General features: G+C 65.4%; 22 protein-coding genes. 13 read left to right on the top strand and 9 right to left on the bottom strand.

Features of this window, described 5'->3' with window-relative positions:
• Positions 1-56: 56 nt before the first annotated feature.
• The gene (locus tag ASPHE3_RS17555) at positions 57-914 is read right to left on the bottom strand and encodes a hypothetical protein (RefSeq protein ID WP_254362922.1); all 858 of its coding nucleotides are present in this window, start codon (positions 912-914) and stop codon (positions 57-59) included.
• Positions 915-1,160: 246 nt separating this feature from the next.
• On the opposite strand from ASPHE3_RS17555, the gene ASPHE3_RS17560 reads away from it, so the two are divergent.
• Positions 1,161-1,925: a GntR family transcriptional regulator gene (locus ASPHE3_RS17560; RefSeq protein WP_013602542.1), complete on the top strand. Its 765-nt coding sequence runs from the start codon at positions 1,161-1,163 to the stop codon at positions 1,923-1,925.
• On the opposite strand, the gene ASPHE3_RS17565 is transcribed toward ASPHE3_RS17560, so the two are convergent.
• Together ASPHE3_RS17565 and ASPHE3_RS17570 are read right to left on the bottom strand one after the other, a co-directional pair.
• Positions 1,873-2,331 carry a PTS sugar transporter subunit IIA gene (locus ASPHE3_RS17565; RefSeq protein WP_013602543.1) on the bottom strand — a complete coding sequence of 153 codons (459 nt, stop codon included), beginning with the start codon at positions 2,329-2,331 and terminating at the stop codon, positions 1,873-1,875. The genes ASPHE3_RS17560 and ASPHE3_RS17565 overlap by 53 nt on opposite strands.
• Positions 2,331-2,561 (bottom strand): glucose PTS transporter subunit EIIB, encoded by a 231-nt coding sequence (locus tag ASPHE3_RS17570; RefSeq protein ID WP_013602544.1) that lies wholly within the window; start codon positions 2,559-2,561, stop codon positions 2,331-2,333. The genes ASPHE3_RS17565 and ASPHE3_RS17570 overlap by 1 nt, the downstream gene beginning before the upstream one ends.
• A 231-nt stretch (positions 2,562-2,792) precedes the next feature.
• Here ASPHE3_RS17570 and ASPHE3_RS17575 point away from each other — a divergent pair, with 231 nt between their 5' ends.
• From ASPHE3_RS17575 to ASPHE3_RS17595, 5 genes are all read left to right on the top strand, one after another.
• Positions 2,793-4,043, top strand: coding sequence for a PTS transporter subunit EIIC (locus tag ASPHE3_RS17575; protein ID WP_013602545.1), 1,251 nt, complete (start codon positions 2,793-2,795; stop codon positions 4,041-4,043).
• 71 nt (positions 4,044-4,114) lie between these two features.
• Positions 4,115-4,894, top strand: a complete 780-nt coding sequence (gene nagB, locus ASPHE3_RS17580; protein WP_013602546.1) for a glucosamine-6-phosphate deaminase — start codon at positions 4,115-4,117, stop codon at positions 4,892-4,894.
• On the top strand, positions 4,879-5,670 hold the full coding sequence (locus ASPHE3_RS17585) for a copper homeostasis protein CutC (protein ID WP_049786092.1): 792 nt from the start codon (positions 4,879-4,881) through the stop codon (positions 5,668-5,670). The genes nagB and ASPHE3_RS17585 overlap by 16 nt, the downstream gene beginning before the upstream one ends.
• Positions 5,667-6,884, top strand: coding sequence for an N-acetylglucosamine-6-phosphate deacetylase (locus ASPHE3_RS17590; RefSeq protein ID WP_013602548.1), 1,218 nt, complete (start codon positions 5,667-5,669; stop codon positions 6,882-6,884). Before ASPHE3_RS17585 ends, ASPHE3_RS17590 begins: the two co-directional genes overlap by 4 nt.
• 53 nt (positions 6,885-6,937) lie before the next feature.
• On the top strand, positions 6,938-8,605 hold the full coding sequence (locus ASPHE3_RS17595; protein WP_013602549.1) for an HNH endonuclease signature motif containing protein: 1,668 nt from the start codon (positions 6,938-6,940) through the stop codon (positions 8,603-8,605).
• Between the two features lie 72 nt (positions 8,606-8,677).
• Here ASPHE3_RS17595 and ASPHE3_RS17600 read toward each other — a convergent pair whose 3' ends face one another.
• The 3 genes from ASPHE3_RS17600 to ASPHE3_RS17610 form a co-directional block, all read right to left on the bottom strand.
• Positions 8,678-9,592 carry a Rieske (2Fe-2S) protein gene (locus tag ASPHE3_RS17600; RefSeq protein WP_013602550.1) on the bottom strand — a complete coding sequence of 305 codons (915 nt, stop codon included), beginning with the start codon at positions 9,590-9,592 and terminating at the stop codon, positions 8,678-8,680.
• Between the two features lie 99 nt (positions 9,593-9,691).
• Entirely contained in the window at positions 9,692-9,991 is a 300-nt protein-coding gene (locus ASPHE3_RS17605) for a putative quinol monooxygenase (protein WP_013602551.1), read from the bottom strand.
• A gap of 38 nt (positions 9,992-10,029) precedes the next feature.
• Positions 10,030-11,466 (bottom strand): C4-dicarboxylate transporter DctA, encoded by a 1,437-nt coding sequence (locus tag ASPHE3_RS17610; protein WP_013602552.1) that lies wholly within the window; start codon positions 11,464-11,466, stop codon positions 10,030-10,032.
• Between the two features lie 239 nt (positions 11,467-11,705).
• Here ASPHE3_RS17610 and ASPHE3_RS17615 point away from each other — a divergent pair, with 239 nt between their 5' ends.
• Both ASPHE3_RS17615 and ASPHE3_RS17620 read left to right on the top strand, forming a co-directional pair.
• Entirely contained in the window at positions 11,706-12,011 is a 306-nt protein-coding gene (locus ASPHE3_RS17615) for a hypothetical protein (RefSeq protein ID WP_013602553.1), read from the top strand.
• A complete protein-coding gene (locus tag ASPHE3_RS17620; RefSeq protein ID WP_013602554.1) occupies positions 12,008-13,726 on the top strand; it encodes an amidase in 1,719 nt (572 codons plus the stop codon). The genes ASPHE3_RS17615 and ASPHE3_RS17620 overlap by 4 nt, the downstream gene beginning before the upstream one ends.
• A gap of 8 nt (positions 13,727-13,734) precedes the next feature.
• Here ASPHE3_RS17620 and ASPHE3_RS17625 read toward each other — a convergent pair whose 3' ends face one another.
• Positions 13,735-14,769, bottom strand: a complete 1,035-nt coding sequence (locus ASPHE3_RS17625; protein WP_013602555.1) for an Lrp/AsnC family transcriptional regulator — start codon at positions 14,767-14,769, stop codon at positions 13,735-13,737.
• 130 nt (positions 14,770-14,899) lie between these two features.
• On the opposite strand from ASPHE3_RS17625, the gene ASPHE3_RS17630 reads away from it, so the two are divergent.
• The 3 genes from ASPHE3_RS17630 (at position 14,900) to ASPHE3_RS17640 (ending at position 17,971) form a co-directional block, all read left to right on the top strand.
• Positions 14,900-16,129 carry a M20 metallopeptidase family protein gene (locus ASPHE3_RS17630; protein ID WP_013602556.1) on the top strand — a complete coding sequence of 410 codons (1,230 nt, stop codon included), beginning with the start codon at positions 14,900-14,902 and terminating at the stop codon, positions 16,127-16,129.
• A gap of 56 nt (positions 16,130-16,185) precedes the next feature.
• On the top strand, positions 16,186-17,475 hold the full coding sequence (locus ASPHE3_RS17635) for an MFS transporter (RefSeq protein ID WP_013602557.1): 1,290 nt from the start codon (positions 16,186-16,188) through the stop codon (positions 17,473-17,475).
• Between the two features lie 133 nt (positions 17,476-17,608).
• Positions 17,609-17,971 (top strand): helix-turn-helix transcriptional regulator, encoded by a 363-nt coding sequence (locus ASPHE3_RS17640; RefSeq protein WP_013602558.1) that lies wholly within the window; start codon positions 17,609-17,611, stop codon positions 17,969-17,971.
• Between the two features lie 33 nt (positions 17,972-18,004).
• On the opposite strand, the gene ASPHE3_RS17645 is transcribed toward ASPHE3_RS17640, so the two are convergent.
• Positions 18,005-18,307, bottom strand: coding sequence for a P-II family nitrogen regulator (locus tag ASPHE3_RS17645; RefSeq protein WP_013602559.1), 303 nt, complete (start codon positions 18,305-18,307; stop codon positions 18,005-18,007).
• 6 nt (positions 18,308-18,313) lie between these two features.
• Entirely contained in the window at positions 18,314-19,258 is a 945-nt protein-coding gene (locus tag ASPHE3_RS17650; RefSeq protein WP_013602560.1) for a sodium-dependent bicarbonate transport family permease, read from the bottom strand.
• Positions 19,259-19,606: 348 nt separating this feature from the next.
• Here ASPHE3_RS17650 and ASPHE3_RS17655 point away from each other — a divergent pair, with 348 nt between their 5' ends.
• Positions 19,607-20,407 carry a hydroxypyruvate isomerase family protein gene (locus tag ASPHE3_RS17655; RefSeq protein WP_013602561.1) on the top strand — a complete coding sequence of 267 codons (801 nt, stop codon included), beginning with the start codon at positions 19,607-19,609 and terminating at the stop codon, positions 20,405-20,407.
• Between the two features lie 3 nt (positions 20,408-20,410).
• Complete coding sequence (locus tag ASPHE3_RS17660; protein WP_259460327.1) at positions 20,411-21,403, top strand: 2-hydroxy-3-oxopropionate reductase; 993 nt, start codon at positions 20,411-20,413, stop codon at positions 21,401-21,403.
• Positions 21,404-21,514 lie beyond the last annotated feature (111 nt).

Here is a 21,514-nt window from a genome sequence, read left to right on the forward strand (position 1 = left end):
CACCAAGAAGGCGGCGGACCCGCAGGTACGCCGCCTTCTTTACTGCCCGCCAGGTCCTAGCGTGATGCCGTCGGGGAAGGCGAGGTAGTCGTGCCTTCCTCCGTCTCGCTCTCCGTCGCAGACGGTGAGGCTGAACCGCTTGGTGAGGACGTGCTGGTGGAACCGGAAGTGCTGGTGGACGTTGGGCTGGACGTCGCACTGCCGCCGTCGGCCTTCTTCAGGACTTCATTGATGAGGTCCTCAAGTTCCTTCTGATCCGGATCGCCCAGGTTGGCGCCGCTCTTGGTGGCAACTACCAGCAGCCGGCCCTCGGCGGCAGAAACCTGCATCAGTTTCTGCTGGTTTTCACCGCTGCGGGTGCTCAGGGTGGCGAAGGTCTTTTCGGCGTCGGTCTCCGCCTGGAGCTCCTCGCTGTTGACCTCGTACTTTTGTCCCAGCGCTTCTACAGAGAAAGTGGCGCACTGGTCCATCTTGCCGCTGATCCCGGTCAGCACCTCCACGGCGTCCGGCCCTTCACTGCCCGACTGCGCGGACAGGGTGCGCGGCTGGTCCCCTTCCGAGAGTGCAACTGCGACATCACCGCTTTCCACCGTGTCCAGCAGTCCCGCCGTGGCAATGTCCTTGCAGTCAGCAGGATCCACGTTTGCGGTGCTCAGCAGCAGGTTGGCGATGTTGCCGCCCTGGTCAACCTGCTCCTTGGAGTACAGTTTCAGCTCGTTGCCGTCGTCGTCCTTCATGCCGGAGATCAGCTCGCGGAGCTCATCCTCGCTGTAGACCTTCGCCTCAGCCGTGGCGGAGGCAGATGCCGAAGTCGCCGAAGGGGAGGGGCTGGCAGCGCCACCCCCGCCGCCCGTGCATCCGGCCAGCGCAATCATCGCCGCTGTCATCAATCCAAGCGCAGGTACTTTTCGCATCAGGTACAACCCCTTGTTAGATAGGAAGCATGCTTAGTGTTTCCAGCCTAAGGGGTTTTGGCTGCGCCGGGAAATACCGGAACGGTAACTTTCCGATTGACGGACGCCTCGCCCTAGTCCCTCGTGGGATAATTCCAAGGTGGTCCTTACCGGACCGCTCCAGTTATGGGAGGGGCCGACATGCCAGCCACAGCACCATCCGGGAGCACCGCTCCGGCGGCGAGCGCGCACATTAATAATTCGCAGGTGCCCAAGCATGAGCAGTTACGCCTCATAATCCTGAAGCTCGCCAAGGAGGAGCTGGAACCGGGCGCCCGGCTCCCCAGCGAGCGGACGCTGATGGATTCCTACGGGGTCAGCCGCATCACGGTGCGGGCGGCGATTGGCCGGCTGGTCAACGAAGGACACCTGGTCCGGGTTCCCGCAAAGGGCACTTTCGTGGCCGATTCGCCCGTGCAGTCCACCCTCCACCTGGCCTCGTTCACGCAGGAGATGGAGGCCATGGGCCACACCCCCAGCACGGTGGTCCTGGTGGCCGAGGCCGCCGCGGCACCGGACGATACAGCCGAGGCGCTGAACCTCTCCCCGGGGGCCGAGGCCATCCACCTCAAGCGGCTCCGCCTGGCGGACGGGAGGCCGGTCAGCGTCGATGACGCCTGGTACAACCCGGAGCATGCCCCCGGACTGCTGGAGATCGACCTGACGGGCTCGGTGTACAAGGCCCTGGCCGCCCAGTTCGGCCACCAGATTGACCGGGCACGGCAAAGCGTCCGGTCCGAGGGCGCCCCCGCTGACGTAGGGGCGCTCCTCGGAACCGGAACGGGCGCGCCGGTGCTGGCCTTCGACAGGGTGTCCTATTCAGGACCGCTGGCCATCGAGCACTCGCGCTCCTGGTACCGCTCGGACCGCTACTCGCTCACCATGGAAGTCCGGCTGCAGGACTCACCCTGCCCACGTTTTAGTCCAGCGAAAACAGGCCGGCCCCAGCCTTCACGGCACCGGTTGCCATGAGCGTTGCCGTGTCCGGCTTGGTATCAAGCACGACGACGGGACTCACCATCGAGTAACCGGCCGCCAGGGCGGCGGCGGGGTCCACATGCATTACGGGCTCACCGGCGCCCACGGTGTCGCCCTGGGCGATCAGCAGCTTAAAGCCTTCGCCCTTGAGCTTCACGGTATCGATACCCACATGGGTGAGCACTCCCCTCCCCGCTGACTCCACCACCACGAAGGCGTGCGGCAGGAGCTTGACCACTTTTCCGGCGACCGGGGACACGACGTCGAACGCCTCCCCCGCCGGCGGCTCAACGGCCGCGCCTGAACCCACCATCTGGCCCGCAAAGACCGGATCCGGGACGCCTGACAACGGAACCACGCTGCCGCTGATGGGCGCGTGGACAACAAGCGTTTCCGGCATCAGAGCAGGTCCTCGATGTCTTCGGCCAGGTTGTCCGCCTCAGGGCCAACAATCACCTGGACTGCGGTTCCGGCAGCAAGGACGCCGTGGGCTCCGGCAGCTTTCAGGGCGGCTTCATTGACCAGCGACCCATCCTTGACCTCGGTACGCAGGCGGGTGATGCAGGCCTCGACCTCCACGATGTTGGCGGCTCCACCCAGGCCCTCAATGATCTTTTCTGCTTTCGACATGGCTGCCCTTTCTGACGGTGCCCCGCGGAGCACTGCTTCAGCACCAGGACCGGCGGCCCAAGTGCGACCAATTATGTTCCCGTTTATCGGAACCGTCAGCGCCTCCCTGGAAGATCTCCTCCCTTGACAGGCGCTCGTGGGATGAATCACACTGAACTGGTCATAACCAGACAGTACCGGCTGGAACCGTTTCTTCACAAGCCCCCACCCGATCCCCGCAGAGGTGTAACCATGTCAACATCCGAGACCGCCGCCCTGGCGCCCGAGAAAAAGCCGAACAAGGCCTTCGCAACCCTCCAGCGGCTGGGCCGTTGCCTGATGCTGCCCATCGCCGTCCTCCCCGCAGCCGGCATCCTGCTGCGTATTGGCCAGGCTGACCTGCTGGGCGCCATCCCCGGGTTTGAGGGCGGGGCAGCGGTCATCTCCGCGGCAGGCAATGCCGTCTTCACCTGGCTGCCACTCATCTTCGCCGTCGGTATCGCCATCGGCTGGGCCAAGAAAGCCGACGGTTCCACCGCATTGGCAGCCGTGGTGGGATACATGGTGATCGACGGCGTCTTCAAGGCCATGTCCCCGCTGGTCCTGGCCGGGCAGGTCGACCCTGCCGGCAAGCCGGCGATGATCAACTACGGCGTCCTGGCCGGCATCGTTGTGGGCCTGCTGTCCGCCATGCTCTGGCAGCGTTTCTACCGCACCAAGCTGCCGGACTTCCTGGGCTTCTTCAGCGGCCGCCGCCTGGTGCCCATCCTGACGTCCGTCACCAGCCTGGCAGCCGGCGTCGTCCTTGCCCTGTTCTACCCGCTCTTCAACGCCGGCCTCTCGGCAGTGGGTGAAGCCGTAGCCGGCAACGCCGTGGCCGGTGGCGGCGTCTACGGTTTCGCCAACCGCATGCTTATCCCGGCCGGCCTGCACCACATCCTCAACTCCGCCGTCTGGTTCCTCATCGGCGACTACACCGACGCTTCCGGGCAGCTGGTCCGCGGCGACCTCAACCGCTTCTTCGCCGGCGACCCCAGCGCGGGCATCTTCATGACCGGATTCTTCCCCATCATGATGTTCGGCCTGCCGGCAGCAGCCCTCGCCATCTGGCGCCACGCCAAGCCCTCCCAGAAGAAGATCGTGGGCGGCATCATGCTCTCCACCGCCCTCACCGCGTTCTTCACCGGCATCACCGAACCGCTCGAGTACTCCTTCATGTTCGTCGCCTTCCCGCTCTACATCGTCCACGCAGTCCTCACCGGCACATCCATGGCCCTGGTCAACGCCCTGGACATCCACCATGGCTTTACGTTCTCCGCCGGGCTGATCGACTTCGTCCTCAACTTCGGCAAATCGGAAAACGGGTGGCTGCTCATCCCCATCGGACTCGGTTACGCGGTGATCTACTACTTCCTCTTCTCCATCGTCATCAAGCGCTGGAACCTGCGGACTCCCGGGCGCGAGGATGACGAGGTCACCGTGGAGACCGACGCCGCCAAATAACGGCGTTCCCCTTCTCCGCTCAGGCCACCGCACCGGCACCCAGAACCAGCAACCGAAAGCAGCTTCACCGCATGGAAATCATCATCCTTCCCACCCCTGCCGACGTAGCCCGCACGGCTGCAGACGCCATTGAGGAGCAGGTCCGCCGGGGCCCGTGCGTCCTGGGACTGGCCACCGGGTCTACCCCCTTGGGCACCTACCAGGAGCTCATTGGACGGCACCGGACCGGCGGCCTGAGCTTCGCCCAGGCCCAGGCGTTCCTCCTCGACGAGTATGTGGGCCTGCCCGGCGCGCACCCGCAGTCCTACCATTCGGTGATCCGGGACGAGTTCACGGCCAGCGTGGATTTTGCGGCGGATGGGGTACTTGGCCTGGACGGCATGGCGGAGGATCCCCAGGCCGAGGTGGAGCAGTACGAGGCGCGGATTGCCGCCGCTGGAGGCGTGGATATCCAGATCCTGGGCATCGGCACGGACGGGCATGTGGGCTTCAACGAACCCATGTCCTCGCTGGGATCCCGCACCCGGATCAAGACGCTCACCCGCCAGACGCGGCAGGACAACGCCCGATTCTTCGACTCCGCGGACGATGTCCCGGACCATGTCCTGACCCAGGGACTGGGCACCATCCGCGAGGCCCGGCACCTGCTGCTGCTCGCCATGGGGGAGGCGAAGGCGGAAGCCATTGCGGCCGCCGTCGAAGGTCCTGTCGCTGCCATCTGCCCGGCATCCGCGCTCCAACTGCACCCGCACGTCTCGGTCCTGGTGGACGAGGCGGCCGCCTCACGGCTGGCGCACCGGGACTACTACACGGACACGTTCGGGCGGAAGCCGGCGTGGCAGGGACTTTGAGCACGGGCCAGGGCGCGCCGGTCGCTGCTGTCAGCCGGCCCCAGCTGGAACTTGCCGTGGAGAATGCCGACGGCGTGCGGCTGGCTGCCGCCGTCGGCGCCGCCCGCGTTGAGCTCTGCGCCGCCCTCGCCCAGACCGAAGGCATCACGCCCAGCCTCGGCATGACGGAACAAGCCTGCCGTGTTGGACTCCCCGTCCACGTCCTGGTGCGGCCTCGGCCGGGACACTTCACCTGCTCGAATGATGAACTCGGCGTCATTGAGCGCGACGTGGCGGTCTCCCTTGCTGCCGGCGCCGCGGGCGTGGTGGTGGGGGTGCTCGCGGCCGATGGAGGGCCGGACGTTCCCGCCCTCCGCCGGATCGTTGCAGCGGCACGCCGGTCCAATCCGTCGGCGGAAATCACGTTCCACCGGGCATTCGATGCTGCCCTCGCGGCCGGCACCGACCCTGCCGGTGCGCTTGGCCGGCTCCAGCAGGCAGGCGTGGACCGCGTCCTGACCAGCGGCGGCAGCCCCGACTGCGCTGCCGGCCTCAGCATGCTGGGTCGTCTGGTTGAGCTGGGACGCACGCACGCGCCGTCGGTCCAGATCATGGCCGGGGGCGGTGTGACGCTTGACCTGGTACCGTCGCTGCTCGGCAGCGGCGTCCAGGCCGTGCATACCTCCGCCAGGCCCCGCCTGACCGGCCATTCCGGTATGGACAGGGCAGATGCTGCGGATCCTGACCTGGCGGCCAGGCTGGCGGCAGCACTGACGGCGGGAGGCTTGGAATCATGAGTACCGGGCTGATTCTTCGTGGCCGCATCGTCACTGGAAGTATGGACGTCCCCGACGGCGTCGTGGCCGTCGACGGCGGCGTCATCACCTACGCGGGCCCGGCGTCGGGATTTTCCGTGGCGGACTCAGACGGGGCTGAAAGTGCCGGGCACGACGTTCCCGGACGCATACTGTTGCCCGGACTGGTGGACCTGCATTGCCATGGGGCACTGGGCTCGGATTTCTCCGAGGGATCCGTCAACGGTGCCCGGTCAGCGGCACGGTATCTGCACAGCCGCGGAACCACCACGCTGTTGGCCAGCCTTGTCACGGGATCGCCGGAGCACCTGGTCCGGAACCTCGGAGTCCTGCGGGGACTGACCAATGACGGGCTGATCGCTGGTTCCCATCTTGAGGGTCCGTTCCTCGCTTCCGCACAGTGCGGCGCGCACGACCCCGGGCTCCTGCGCGAACCCGATGCCGGACTTATTGCCGCCCTGCTGGCGGCCGCCGGGCCCTCGCTGGCTTCCATGACCCTGGCGGCCGAGCTTCCTGGGGCTGCGGCCCTGGTGGACGTGCTCACTACGAGGGGGATCATTCCATCCCTGGGCCACACTGCGGCGGACCACGGCACCGCGGCTTCCTTCCTGGAACAGGCGGCCGCAGGGCTTGCCGGGCCAGGGAATTCCACCGGCCGGGTCCGCCCCACTGTCACACACCTCTTCAATGCGATGCCCAGCCTGCACCACCGCTCCCCCGGCCCCGTAGCGGCCAGTATCAGCGCGGCCCATGCCGGCGACGCCGTGGTGGAGCTGATTGCCGACGGCGTCCACCTGGCTCCGGAAACGGTCAGGATGGTCTTCGAACTGGTGGGGGCGGGCAACATCGCGCTTGTTACGGATTCGATGGCGGCAACGGGCCTGCAGGATGGCCAGTACCGGCTGGGAACCCTGGCCGTCACGGTTGACCAGGGCGTGGCCAGGGTGGACAAGACAGGGGCAATCGCCGGCGGAACCGCTACCTTGCTGGACGTGGTGCGGTCCACGGTGGCAGCCGGTGTCACCCTGCAGGATGCGGTCCAGGCGGCGACGGCCGTACCTGCCTCCGTGCTGGGGCTGTCGCCGCAGGTGGGTGACCTCCGTGCCGGCATGCGGGCGGACATCGTGGTTGTTGACCTGGACCTGCATCTTGCGGGAGTCCTGCGCCAGGGAGACTGGGTCACACCGCTGGGGTAGCGCTCTTCGCTGCGTGACAGTTAAATGTCAGACCCCACTGACAGGATGGATTCATGGAAAAGAATCCGGCGGTGGCGGAGGCGGAGGCGGAGGTTGACGCTTCTGTGGCTGCTCTTGCCGCGGTGCTCGCTGGCGGCGGTACTGCTGGTTCCTGTGCTGCCGGCGGAGGCTCTGATGATCCCGTGCAGCGGGTTGCTGATGGGGCTTTGGAAGTTTTGGCTGGGGTGGCCCGGTCGGAGGCCAAGCTCGCGGCGTTGAAGGCGCAGGCGGTGGAGGTGTTCGCCGCGGCCACGCAGGCCCTGAACGGTCCGGCACGTTCACCCCAGGAGGCAACGGCGCAGGACCGTTGCCTGGTGGCCGAGGTGGGGTGTGCGCTGGTCATCGGTGACCGTGCCGCCGGTGCGCTGCTGGCCGAGTCCCATGCCCTGGCCACGTCCCGGCCCCGGACCCTTGCCGCTTTGCAGGCCGGGACCATTTCGTGGGCGCATGCCCGGACCATGGTGGACCAGACCCTCGGCCTTGACCCGGCCGCGGCGGCGGCCCTGGAGGACCATTTCCTGGACCCCGACGCCGCAGACCGGACCACGGGTGCGACCATCGGGGAAATGCCGGCGTACCGGTTCAGGGCCAAGGCCAGGACCTGGCGGGAACGCCACCACCCCGAATCGCTCGAGGTCCGCCACGCCAAGGGTGCAGCGGACCGGCGGGTCGAGTACTGGAAGGACACTGACGGGATGGCTTGGATCGCCGCGTGCCTGCCTGCGGACAAGGCATCGGCCATCTGGAACCGGCTCACCGCCCTCGCCCGGGGAATGGAAGGGCCCGGGGAGGAACGTACGCTGTCCCAACGCCGGGCAGACACCTATACCCAAAGCCTCCTCACCAGCGGTACCCCCACCGGTTCCGCAGGCTCCGGCTATGGCTCCGGCTATGGCCCTGACTATGGTTCTGGAGCCGGGGCCCGGGGAACAGGTGCTGAAGCCCATCCCGGGCAGGGAGATTCGATCCGGGCGCAGGTCCTGGTCACCGTGCCGGTGTTCTCGCTGATGGGACTGACCGATGAGCCCGCCATGCTGGACGGGTACGGTCCGATCCCGCCGTCGATGGCCCGCGACCTGGTCGCAAACGGTGCCGGTTCCTTCCACCGGGTCCTCATTGATCCTCGTGATGGGGCGCCGCTGGAGATCGGCCGGACCAGCTACCGCGTCACCAAGGCCATGCGGAACTGGCTCCGGCTGCGGGACGGCAAATGCCCCTTCCCCGGCTGCAGCAACCACTCCCTGGACAACGAAGCAGACCATATTCTCGCCTGGCACCATGGCGGTACCACCGGCATCTCCAACCTGGGACAACCCTGCCCGAAACACCACAAACTCCGGCACACCAGCGGCTGGAAACCCACCTCCGCCAGCAAAAACGAACCACCCGGCTGGACCTCACCGACCGGGCACCATTACAAGAGCGAACACCAGGACTGGGAACCACCCCACTGGCCCGGACGTGTCCTGTCCGCAGAGCTCAAGGTGCCCGGCGACTTCACCGAAACCCGGCCCGCTGGAGACGTCCCATTCCTGGAACCTCCACCAGAGGAACCTGTGGGCGACAACCTCCTGGACCTCGACGACATACCCGCCTACGACCCCTTATGGGAGGACTTCTACGCTGAAGGGACCGTTTTCGCTCAGGACAGGGTAAGGGAATGGGAACCGGCACTGACCTAGCGGCTGCAAAGTGCCCGCCGGAAGCGCCTGCCCAGGAATCCGGCGTTGCAGATGGCGCGCGGAGGTCCATCGCTACTCAGCCCCGGGCAGGCAAACCTCCACCATGCCGTCGCTGACGCGCGTCTCGAAATGTGGCTGTTTCGCAGTTGCGGGGCCAGCCTGCACTTCCCCCGTCCGGAGCGAGAAGGTGCTGCCGTGCCAAGGGCAGACGACGCAGGGGTCGCCGCCGCGGGAACCGCCGTCAGCGGAAGCACTTTCCTGAAGCTTGCCGCCCTTGAGTTTGCCCTCGTGCAAAGGGCCGGAGAGGTGGCTGCAGACGTCGGACAGCACGCGGATGTCCTCCGCCTCCCGGTACACAAGCAACGGGATTTCGCTCACCACGATCTTGTGGAGTTTTCCTTCGGGCAGTTCTGCCAGCGGTGCAAGTGATTGCCATCCGCTGGGGAAGCGATGCGGAATTTCCTCGCTGTGGTTCACGCCGGCGGCCTGGCGATAGGTGAGGTGGCCGCCCAGGAAGCCGCCGAAGCTCACCACCCCCAGGCCCAGGTAGGCGAGAACCTTGCCTGCCCCCTGGCGCCCCTGCGCACGCGCCACCAGCGATGCCGCGTAGAGGCTGACGGCCGTGATGTTGGCTGAGGCGTGGACCAGGCCCACCCGCTGCTGTTGGTTGTGCAACTGCGACCAGTCCATGAAACCGGCCACTGCGGACGGCACGGCAGAAGCGGCACCCACGCCGACGAGCACAGTGGCGGCCCGGTCGTTGCCCGGGAACGCGTCCAGGACGGCGGCGGAGATCCAGGCGCCCAGCGGCACTTGCACCGCCAGCGGGTGGACCGGGTGTCCAATCGGGACGCCGTGCAGGACATCGCGTGCCCACTTGGGACGGATGGTGCGCTTCACCACTTTCCGGACCTTCTTGGCCACGGGGTCCAGCCATTCGGCATCTTCGAGGCGGGCAACAAGTTCCAGTGCAGGCAGCGGTTTCATGACTCTCCCTTACCCCTTTGCTCCAAGTCCAGTCGTTGCCGGGAAGCTTACCCGCCGGCGCTGCAGGGGCACAGGGCCAGGGCCCTGTCCCTGCCGAACCTAGCGGAGCGGGGACCCCAACACGGTGAACTGGTGCCCGCCCATTTCGCCCGAGAGCAGGGGCATGGCCTCGGCGATGGCCGCCTGGACGCTGTCCAGCTCTAGCGAAGCCCGGTGCGCTTCCGGCGATTCCCAGAGTTCGCATACGAAGACAGTGTCCGGGTCGGCGTCATTAACACCCACCTCGTACAGCAGGCAGCCGGCTTCCTTCAGTCCGTCCATGTGCCGGGACAGAATGGAAACAACGGCGTCACGCTGGCCGGGCCTGGTTTCAAGAGTTCCCACATTCGCAAACGTCATAGGGACAGTGTGCAGCACAGGGGCGCCAGGATCCGGCGCTACCGCGCCGCAGCAGGGGAAACCGCCTCCGGTGACGGCTCGACGGCGGCCGCTGCGGCTGTGCCCTCCGGCACCTTGGCTTGGCTCGGCACCAAGGCCGGCTCCGCCGTCGTGCCTTCCCCGGCAAAGGCGCGCAGCATGGCGTCCCGGTCGAACTGACCTTCCCACTTGGCCACAACGAACGTGGCCACGCAGTTCCCCAGCAGGTTGACCACCACCCGCATGGAGTCCATGAGCCTGTCTGCGCCCAGGAGGAGGGCAACGCCCGCTACCGGGAAGATCCCCAGCGCACCTGCTGTGGCGGACAGTGCCAGGAACGCGGACCCGGGGACCCCTGCCATGCCCTTGGAGGTCAGCATGAGGACGCCCAGGGCCGCAAGCTGCTGGCCCAGATCGAGGTTGTACCCAAAGGCCTGCGCAAGGAAGAGCAGCGAGATGGACAGGTACAGCGCGGCCCCGTCCAGGTTGAAGGAGTAGCCCGTGGGGATGACGAGCCCGGTGGTGGCGCGGGAACAGCCGGCGTTGGTCAGCTTGGTCATGATGCGGGGCAGCACGGATTCGGTCGAGGCGGTTCCCAGCGCCAGGAGGAATTCCTCGCGCGTGTACTTCATGAACTGCCACAGCGGCACCCTTGGGTACGCCCACGCCACCCCAAACAAGAGGCTGATGAACACTAGCGCCGCGCCATAGCAGGCAGCGATTAGCAGGGCGTAGGTGCCCAGCGAACCCAGGCCGTACTGGCCGATGATGAACGCCATGGCGCCGAAAGCACCCACCGGAGCCACCCGCATAACCCATCCCATGATTTTGAAGAACAGTTCCAGCACCGTTTCCATCAGCGAGACGACGGGCATGCAGCGCTCACGGCCGACGACGACGATCGCCGCGCCGAAGAACACAGCGAAGCACAGCACTTGCAGCAGGCTGTTGCTGGCAAACGCGCCCACTACGCTGGTGGGAATGATTCCAAGGATGAAGGCGCCGGCATCCTTCGGTGGCGCGGTGGCGGTTTTCGCGTTGAGGGCGTCCTGCGAGAGCGACGCCGGATCGATGTTCAGACCTGCGCCCGGCTCCACCACGTTCCCCACGATAAGGCCAAAAACCAGGGCAAATAGTGTGGCTGCTGTGAAGTAGATCAGGGCCTTGACGCCTGTACGGCCCACAGCCTTGACGTCACTCACGGCAGCGATGCCGGTGACGATCACGAGGAAGATCAGTGGCGAGATGATCATCTTGATGAGCTGGATGAAGCCGTCACCGAGCGGGCGGAGAGCAGCTCCAATGTCCGGCCACAGGTGTCCGATGATGATCCCCGAGACCACCGCAACAAGGATCTGGAAGAAGAGGGAGCTATAGAAGGGCTTCCTCGCGCTGGTGTTTGCCGGGGTCGGGTTTGTTGGCGAAGAGCTCGCCGCAGTGGACTTCTGGGGGTTCATGCCATGGCCTGTTCGTTGAGGGACGACGGCACACGTGATGCCGCGAGGTTACGGATTAGGCTAGGGATCCCATGTTTCCGGAAAGATAAGTCCGTGATGCGGAAGTATTAAGCCTGTTGTGCTGCGGACCAGGAAATACTCCGGCAACGTGTGTGACACGACAGCGGCATGAGCCAGTGAAAGTATGCCCTTGTCTCAGCTGCACGGGCTGCACAACGGCCCCGTAGAAAAGGAACATCATGCCCCTCACTCCACCCACGGATGCCGAATTGGACATCATGATCAGGGCACGCCTGGCGGCGCTCGGCATCGACCTCAACCAACTTCCTGCCGGAAGCGCCAGCGATCCGGAGACGGGAAGCCCCGGGCAGGCGGCAGTCCTGGCGAGCCTGCGATCCTTCATGCGAACCACGGTTGCTGAACTCGGCGCCTACCAATTGCCCTTCAACGGCGAGGCAGGCAGCGCCGACCCGGCGCTTCTGTCACAGCAGGCGGCACCGCCCTCGCTCTACCCCTCGATTGATACCGCGCGGAGGACGGCATGAACCCCTCCAACAACATCAACACCGCCGACAGCACGAACACCCAGCCCATGGACCGCACCATCGACCGCAGGTCATTCGTCAACAGGTTCGCGGTGCTGGCTGCAGCAACGTCACTTGGCGCCACGGCCCTGCCCTCCGTCGCCCATGCATCACCGGCAGGCAGGGCGCCGGCCAACGGAATCAACCCCGACGCCTACGGGGACGTCCGGCCGGAAGCCCTCGCGGACATCACGGAACTCACCATCGCCGAGGCCGCCACCCTCATAAGGGCGGGGCGGCTGTCTCCCGAACTTCTGGTGGAGGCCTACCTGGACCGGGTGGGTGCCTTCGACGCCGGATACCAGGCATTCAACCTCGTGGCCGCCGACGATGCGCTGGCGAGTGCGCGCGCCTTGGCCGGCACCACCCATAAAGGCCCCCTCCACGGAATACCCCTCGCCATTAAGGACAACTACTACACCCGTTCGTATCCCACCACGGCCAACTCCTTCATCTTCAAGGACTTCACCCCGCCATTTGATGCAACGGCAGTATCAAAGTTGACGGCAGCCGGAGGCATCGTCCTTGGCAAGACCCAGATGGGACCGCTTGCTACCACCCGGGCCACCACACCCGACGGGCGGATCACCACCGTCAACGCGTGGACACCCGGGAATCCGCAGACCAATCCCGGCGGGTCCTCCTCCGGCTCCGCCACGGCGGTGGCCGCACGCATGGCAACGTCGAGCGTGGGGACCCAGACGGGTGGATCCATCACGGCGCCATCCAACGCCCAGAACCTGACAGGCCTCAAGCCGACCATGGGCAGGGTTTCGCTGTACGGCATCATCCCGCTGAGCTACACCCGGGACCACCCGGGCCCGCTCGCCCGGGATGCGAAGGATGCCGCCATCATGCTCAGCGCCATGGCGGGCGAGGACGCCAATGATCCGCGGACAGTGGGGCTTCCGCCGGTTCCGGACCTGATCCAGGCCGCCTCCCCTGTAAAGCGCGGCAACAAGGTGACCATGCGCTGGGGTACCCGAGTGGGCGTCATCCCGGACTTTACGGCAGGATCATCAGCAACGTCAGCCGCCCGGAAGGCCTTCCTGGATACGCTCGCCGGAATCGACGGCATCCAGGTAGTGGACGTCAGCCTGCCCGAAGACTGGGAGACGCTGACAGGCACGGCCTTCAACAACGTGCGGCTCCCGGAACGCAGCGAGCAGGTCCTGCCGGTTCTCCGGAAGGACCTGCGCAGCTTTGGTGTGTCCGTGACCGGCTGGCTGCAGGGCTCAATGCTGGGTGCGAACGAGTACCTGCTGGGCCAGCGGGCCAAGGTCCTGCTGCTGGAACGGGTGCTGGATGACCTGTTCGAGCAGTGCGATGTGGTGCTGCAGACCAGCCCCAACCCCTTTGATGCCATCGGGCTGCCCGAACTCGCCCTGCCCATCGGCTTCGACCCGGCAGGCGTTCCCATCGGTACCATCCTCGGCGGCCGGCCCTTCGCCGAGGACCGGCTCCTCGCTGTCGCTGCCGCCTACCAGGCGGTGACGGACTGGCACCTGCGGCGCCCGGCGAACCCGGCTGGCGAAGCCCCGCCGCCCACGTCGGTGGACCCCGCCAAGTCCCGCAGGCCGTTCCCCGGGAGCGCCCGGGGCAAGGTGCTGCCCGCTCCGGTTCCGGCCGGCAGGGGCCGCATCGAGGCGCACGAGGCCGCCGAACTGTCCCAGTAGTGCTCCGTTCAGTCCGCGGCCGGGAGGGCCGCGGACTGAACCACTACTGCTCCGCTGGAGGTGGTGTCCGCATTCAACATCCAGCCCACCCGCTTGACTGTTCGCAGCATCACCACGCTTTCCACGAGGTGGATGCCGGGGACCTTCTGCTGAAGGGCGAGTTCCGCGCTCATCACGTCCGCAAGGGACTGCAGCCACATGATGATCACGAAGTTGGTGGGCCCGGTGGTGGAGGCGCTGAGCCGGACATTGCTGATGGTGCGGATGGCAGCAGCCGCTTCCTCATGCTGTCCCGCGGGGACATTGGCAAACCACTGGCAGGTGACCGGGTAGGAGGAGTAGCCCTGGGCGATTTCGCAGCGGAACAGCAGGATGCCGCTCGCCAGGACCCGGTTGAGCTGCCGCTGCACGGTTGCCGGATGCCGTCCCAAGTCGCGCGCTATCTCAGCGGCCGTTGCCCTGCCATTGCGGGCCAGGAACGGCAACAGGTCCAGGTGGCTTTGCGGAAGCTGGCCTGCCGCCGGCTTTTGCGCGTCCGGTCCGCCCTGGTGGCCCAGCGTCCGAAGCGTTGCCAGCTGGGCCCGGTTCAGGACGTTCAGCCGCCATTCATCGGCACTGGCGTGAAGCCTTGTGCACAGCGCCGTCTGGTACTTGACCAGCCCCTCGATATTTTTCAGTTCCGCCACCACTTTTGCGCTGAACTCTTCCAGTGAGCCGGTAATCACCGTGAGCATGAGGTCCCGGTTGCTGGCCGCCTCCTCCACGGTGACGATCTGGGGGATGGCGGCCAGCTGTGCGGTGACACGGTCCCTCTGGTTCATCTCGCAGTCCACAGCCACAAAGGCCAGGAGCATCTGATGCGGATCCCCCGCGAGATGGGCAGTCACCCAAGCCGCTCCGTTCGAAACAAGCCGTTCCCACCGGGCCGCCAGCGTCGTGGCGTGCACGCCAAGGACCTTGGCTGCATCTGCCCACCCCAGCCGCGGCGACGACTGCAGCACCTGGATGAGCGCCAGGTCCTCCTCGCTGAGTTCCACTGCCACCTCCGGTCCTAGCTGCACGAATCCTGCCAAAAGCGCAGGGTTCAAGAATAATTCCAGCGCTTTCACATGATGTGAAGTACGCCACTTCAGAATAGTCCACAGACCCGGAAACCGATGCAAGGAGCAACAAGTGCCCGTGACCGAAGATGCCAAGGAACTGCAGGGGGACCTTATCCGCCTCCGCCACGACCTCCACCGGCACCCGGAAATCGGGCTGCACCTTCCCCGGACCCAGGAGAAGGTCCTGCAGGCACTGGACGGCCTCCCGTACGAGATCACCCTGGGCCAGGACACCACCTCCGTCACCGCCGTGCTTCGCGGCGGCAAGGTCCCCTCCGCAGGCACAGAGAAACAGCGTCCCACAGTGCTCCTCCGCGCCGACATGGACGGCTTGCCGGTCCAGGAAAAGACGGGCGTGGACTACACGTCACGCGCAGATGGTGCCATGCACGCCTGCGGCCACGACCTGCACACCTCGATGCTCGCCGGAGCCGCCACCCTCCTGGCCGAAAAGCAGCACCAGCTGCCAGGCGACGTCGTCCTCATGTTCCAGCCCGGCGAGGAAGGATTCGACGGCGCCAGCTACATGATCAGCGAAGGTGTCCTGGACGCCGCGGGAACCCGCGTCCAGGCTGCTTACGGCATGCATGTCTTCTCCTCGCTGGAGCCCCACGGAACCTTCTGCACCAAGCCCGGCGTCATGCTCAGCGCCTCGGACGGACTCGAAGTCACCGTGCTTGGCGCCGGCGGCCACGGCTCGGCCCCGCACGCCGCAAAGGACCCAGTGACAGTCGCCGCCGAGATGGTCACCGCCCTGCAGGTCATGGTGACCCGGCAGTTCAACATGTTCGATCCCGTTGTCCTGTCCGTCGGTGTACTCCATGCCGGCACCAAACGGAACGTCATTCCCGAAACCGCCCGCATCGAGGCCACCATCCGGACGTTCTCCGAGGCCTCCCGCGTGCAGATGATGGAGGCAGTGCCCCGCCTGTTGAAAGGCATCGCGGCCGCCCACGACGTGGAAGTCCAGGTGGACTACCTGGAGGAATATCCCCTCACCATCACCGACGAGGACGAAACGCACACCGCCGAGAAGGTCATCTCCGAACTTTTCGGCGAGCGCCGCCTCTCGCGCTGGGCCACTCCGCTGAGCGGCTCCGAAGACTTCTCGCGGGTGCTGGCAGAGGTGCCAGGCACCTTCGTGGGCCTCAGCGCCGTCGCCCCCGGCGGCAATCCGGCCACCTCACCGTTCAACCACTCGCCCTATGCAACGTTCGACGACGGCGTGCTGGCTGACGGGGCAGCGCTCTACACCGGGCTGGCTGTCTCACGACTTGCAACACTTTCAACAGCTTCGTAAAAGCCGGCAGCAGCGCCGCCGCCAGGTACATTCAAACCCACTATCAGGAAGTCACCATGTCCATCACAGCGCATAAGCAGCAGACTGGTCGCGTGTCCACCGCCAAGACCATCGTCGGGACCGGAATCGGCAACGCCGTCGAGTGGTACGACTGGGCCATCTACGCCACCTTCACTCCCTTCATCGCCAGCCAGCTCTTCAGCAAGGCGGATCCGGCGTCAGCTGTCCTGTCCACCCTGGCGATTTTCGCCGTCGGCTTCGTGGCACGCCCCTTCGGCGGCTTCCTCTTCGGCTGGATCGGCGACAGGGTGGGCCGAAAGACATCCATGACGCTCGCCGTCGGCCTCGCATCGCTGGGCAGCCTGATGATCGGCATTGCTCCCACGTTCGCAAGCGTGGGCGCATGGGCGTCGCTGATGCTGCTGGTGGCCCGGCTCGTCCAGGGCCTTGCGCACGGCGGTGAGCTGCCGTCGTCGCAAACGTACCTGTCGGAGATGGCTCCCCGCGAGCACCGCGGATTCTGGGCGACGCTGATCTACACGTCCGGGACGGTGGGAATCCTGTTCGGCACGTTGCTCGGCGCGGTCCTGAACATGACCCTGACTACCGAGGCCATGAACGCGTGGGGCTGGCGCATCCCGTTCCTGTTGGGCGCTGCGATGGGTCTGTACGCGCTGATCATGCGGTCGCGGCTGCATGAAACTGAGGCGTTCGAAGGCGAGTCCGTTTCCGAGAAGCGCGCACCGATCTGGCCTCAGATTGTCCGCCACCGCAAGCAGGCGCTGCAGGTGATCGGCCTGACCGTGGGCCTGACTGTCATTTACTACATCTGGGGCGTGGTGGCGCCGAGTTATGCAACCACCGCCTTGAAGATCGACCGGGGCGAAGCGCTGTGGGCCGGCGTTGTGGCCAACATCGTGTTCATTGCAGTGCTGCCTGTGTGGGGCAAGCTCTCCGACCGGATCGGCCGGAAGAAGGTCCTGTGGTGCGGGGCAATCGGTTCCGCGGTGATGCATTTCCCCATGACATGGCTGCTGAAGGACTCCGCCTGGCAGCTGGCAGTGGGCATGTCCGTGATGCTGATCTTCATTGCTGCATGCGCGGCCATAGTGCCCGCCGTGTACGCCGAGCTGTTCCCGACGTCGATCCGCACCGTTGGCGTGGGCGTACCCTACTCGATCTGCGTCGCCCTCTTTGGCGGCACCGCCCCGTACCTGCAGCAGTGGCTGGGAACCAGCCTGGGCATGCCGCAGCTGTTCAACATCTACGCGGTGGTATTGCTCGCGGTGAGTGCGGCGTTCGTGTTCACGATTCCTGAAACGAAGGGGAAGGACCTGACGCACTAGGCCTCCACCGGTTTCACGCGATCGTCCCCCGGTACCCTGGTGCCGGGGGACGATCGCTTTAATTTGAAGCGTGGAACGGCAGCAGCGGTGCGGGAAGCGGTGACGCCGGGCCGCATCGGCTATTGTGCTTGAAATGGCACCCCAGGATTTTGAATCAGGGACCTCCAGCGTCCCTGCCGGCGAGACGCGTTGGACCTTCCTCACCAACCATGCCCACGTTCTTCTCGCCATCGCCCGCGATCCGCAGATCCGCATCCGGGATGTTGCGGCACGGGTGGGCGTGACAGAGCGCGCGGCGCAGAAGATCACGGCGGACTTGGTGGAGGCCGGGTATCTCACCCGTACACGGGAAGGACGGCGAAACAGCTATACGGTCGCCACCGGCCGCCCTTTCCGCCATCCGCTCGACGCGGGCCACAAGGTAGATGAACTCCTGGCCGTACTCCTGCCCGAGTCCTCCCCGGAATCCTCCACAGAAGACACGACCGGCGACTGAACGTTCCCCCGAACTCGCCTGTTCCAACCAGTCCTAGAATTTCTCCGGCCGCAGTACCTGGATGTCGCTCACAAAGACGGTCATGGCATAGTCCTGGTAGTAATGCTCCTGCAGATGGGCCACAATCGCGTCCGCCGTCTCTTCGTGGCAGGCTACCTCGATGCGGATGTTGCTGTTCGCATCCCAACCGGCACTCCGAACGCCTCGGCGGCCTTTGCCCCTCGCATCAGTAATGGTGTATCCGCGGGCATGCAGCAGTTCGATATCGCGGGTGATTGTCGCTTCCAGAACGGCTTCCGTGATGATGGTCAACAGCTTGCGCGGGTGGCTTTGCATAGCGCCTTATCCTTTCAGGAACGACTCGGCCCAGACGGCCAGCGCGTGGTACATCGGGATGCCAAACAGTACATTGAACGGGAATGTGATCCCCAGCGAGGCGGCCAGGGACAACGTGGGGTTGGCCTCCGGCACGGAGATGCGCATGGCCGCCGGCACAGCGATATAGGAAGCACTCGCCGCGAGCGTGGCAAGGACGGCGGTGCCGCCCACGGAAAGGCCCAGCACCAGGCCCAGGGCAGTCCCCACCACGGCAGAGAAGATGGGCATTCCAATCCCAAAGGCCATCAGGAATGCCCCGTAGCGGCGAAGGCTTCCTATCTGGGTTGCGGTGATCAACCCCATCTCCAGCAGGAAGAGAGCCAGGATCCCCTTGAAGAGGTCGAAGAACAAGGGCTCAATGGAGGACAGTCCTTCCGGACCCGCCACCCAACCGATGAGCAGCCCACCCAGAAGCAGCACAATGCTTTTGCCCAGGAACACTTCATGGGCAACAGACCTCCACCGGGTCTCCCGCGAGAGGCCTCGCGCCAGGACAATTCCCACGATGATGGCCGGCACTTCCAGCAAAACCAGAAGCAGTGGCATGTGCTCCTCAAAGGCGATCTGACGGCTGGTGAAATAGGCGATGGCCACGGCGAAGGTACCTACGCTGACGGAGCCATAGTGGGCCGCGATGGAGGCAGCATCCGCGCGTTTGAAGCGCCCCAGGAAGCGGAGGACGGGGAAGGCCGCCAGCGACAGGAAGAATCCCAACGCAACCACTGCCAGCATTTGCGGCAGGAGGCTGGCGAAAGGCTGCCTGGCGAGTTCAATGCCGCCTTTCAGTCCGATGGCCAGCAGCAGCACAATGCTGACGAAGTCGTAGATCGCGGCTGGCAGGCGCAGTTCTGACCTCAGGAGGCCAGCCACGGCACCGAGCAGGAAGAAAAGGATGATGGGGTCAATCACACGTAGCTCTCTTTCAGCTCCCTGCACTCCTGGCCCAGGGTGATTGCGGGCCGATACCGGCATGCAGGGATGCGGGTCGCAGCTCTTCTGCGGACCACCGGTACTTTGATCTGATGGATGAAAGCATCTTCATGTTCTAGAATTCATGTTTTTTGATTACGCTAAATGTCGCTTTCCAGCACCTCCCTGGACTGGCCTCACAACCGCCGCGCACCGCCCCCTTGACGACCCACGCCACCTTTCCCTACACTTTTCATAAAGCAGAATCTAAATTCCACAAAGCGGAAACGGTGAAAGGGCCGGGAAGCAGGGGAAGATAGATCAAAGCCCTCCTTGGAAGGACCTACGATGACGTACACAGTGAACTGCTCCATCCTCCTCACGGAGTTGCCCCTGCTCGAGCGCCCTGCCGCAGCCAAGGCAGCCGGCTTTGACGCCGTCGAATTCTGGTGGCCCTTCGAGTCCTCAGTCCCGGGCGACGCCGAGATCACCAAGTTCGAGAACGCCATCAAGGACGCCGGTGTCCAGCTCACCGGCCTGAACTTCAACGCCGGCAACATGCCCGGCGGCGACCGGGGCCTGGTCTCCTGGAAAGGACGCGAGTCCGAGTTCAAGGACAACATCGACGTGGTGGCCGGAATCGGCGGGCGCCTTGGCTGCAAGGCCTTCAACGCCCTCTACGGCAACCGGCAGGACGAATCCACCCCCGAAGAGCAGGACGAACTCGCGGTCAAAAACCTCGCCGCAGCGGCCGAAGGCGTTGCCCGGATCGGCGGCACCGTCCTCCTCGAACCCGTCAGCGGCGCACCCAGGTACCCGCTCCTCACGGCTGAGGACGCCCTCAAGGTCATCGCCCGCGTCAAGGCAGCGGGCGGCGCCGGAAACATCAAGCTCCTCGCGGACTTCTACCACCTGTCCGTCAACGGCGACGACGTCGAATCCGTCATCGAGAACCACGCCAAGGACTTCGGCCACATCCAGATCGCCGACAACCCCGGCCGCGGCGCCCCCGGCACAGGCACCCTGCCGCTGGGTGAATGGATCGCCCGCAGCCGCGAACTCGGCTACGAAGGCTACATCGGCCTCGAATACAAGGAACCGCAGGAAACCGCATTCAACTGGGCCATCCGCGAGCACGCTTCCCGCTAACTAATCCCAGCCCTCACCCAACTAGGTAGCAGCAAGTGTCGTTTTGGAGGTTCAAAACGACACTTAGCGCGACCTAGTTGGGGAACCAGGCACAGACTTCCAGAAAAGAGAACCATCATGAGCAACGTTGCAGTCATCGGACTCGGAATCATGGGCCTGCCCATGGCCATCAACCTGGTCAAAGCCGGCCACACCGTCACCGGCTTCAACCGCAGCCAGGACAAAATCGACAAGCTCGTCTCCGAAGGCGGCAAGGGCGCCACCAGCATCTCTGACGCCGTGAAGGACGCCGACGTCGTCATCACCATGGTGCCGGATTCCCCCGATGTCGAGGGCGTCGTCAGCGGTGAAGACGGGATCTTCGCCAACGCCAAGCAGGGCACCCTCTGGATCGATGCCTCCAGCATCCGCCCCGACGTCGCCAAGCGCCTCTCCGACGAAGCCCGCGAAGCCGGCATCCGCCCCCTCGACGCCCCCGTCTCCGGCGGCGAACAGGGCGCCATCGACGCCGTCCTCTCCATTATGGTCGGCGGCGACAAGGAAGACTTCGACGCCGCCTCGGACGTCCTGAACGCGGTCGGCAAAACCATCGTCCACGTCGGCCCGTCCGGCTCCGGCCAGACCGTCAAGGCAGCCAACCAGCTCATCGTCGCCGTCAACATCGAGGTCCTCGGCGAAGCCATCGCCTTCCTCGAGGCCTACGGCGTGGACACAGACGCCGCCCTCAAGGTCCTCGGCGGCGGTCTGGCCGGCTCCAAGGTCCTGGATCAGAAGGGCCAGAAGATGCTGGACCGCAACTTCGATCCCGGCTTCCGCCTCGCCCTCCACCACAAGGACCTGGGCATCGTCACCTCCGCGGCCCGCGAAGCCAACGTCGCCATCCCTCTGGGCGCCATCGTCGCCCAGCTCGTCGCCGCCACCGTCAACCAGGGCGACGGCGCACTGGACCACTCCGGACTGTTCAAGCAGGTCCTCCAGCTCAGCGGCAGGAAATAAGCACCAGCGCCAAGGCGCCAAAGAAACACCAGCAGGGCACCCGCCGTCGGACGTAACTACGACGGCGGTTACCTCAGCACACCCAAAAACACCCAGATTTCGCCCCAAAGG

It is taken from the genome of Pseudarthrobacter phenanthrenivorans Sphe3, from assembly GCF_000189535.1.
Classification (GTDB): Bacteria; Actinomycetota; Actinomycetes; order Actinomycetales; family Micrococcaceae; genus Arthrobacter; species Arthrobacter phenanthrenivorans.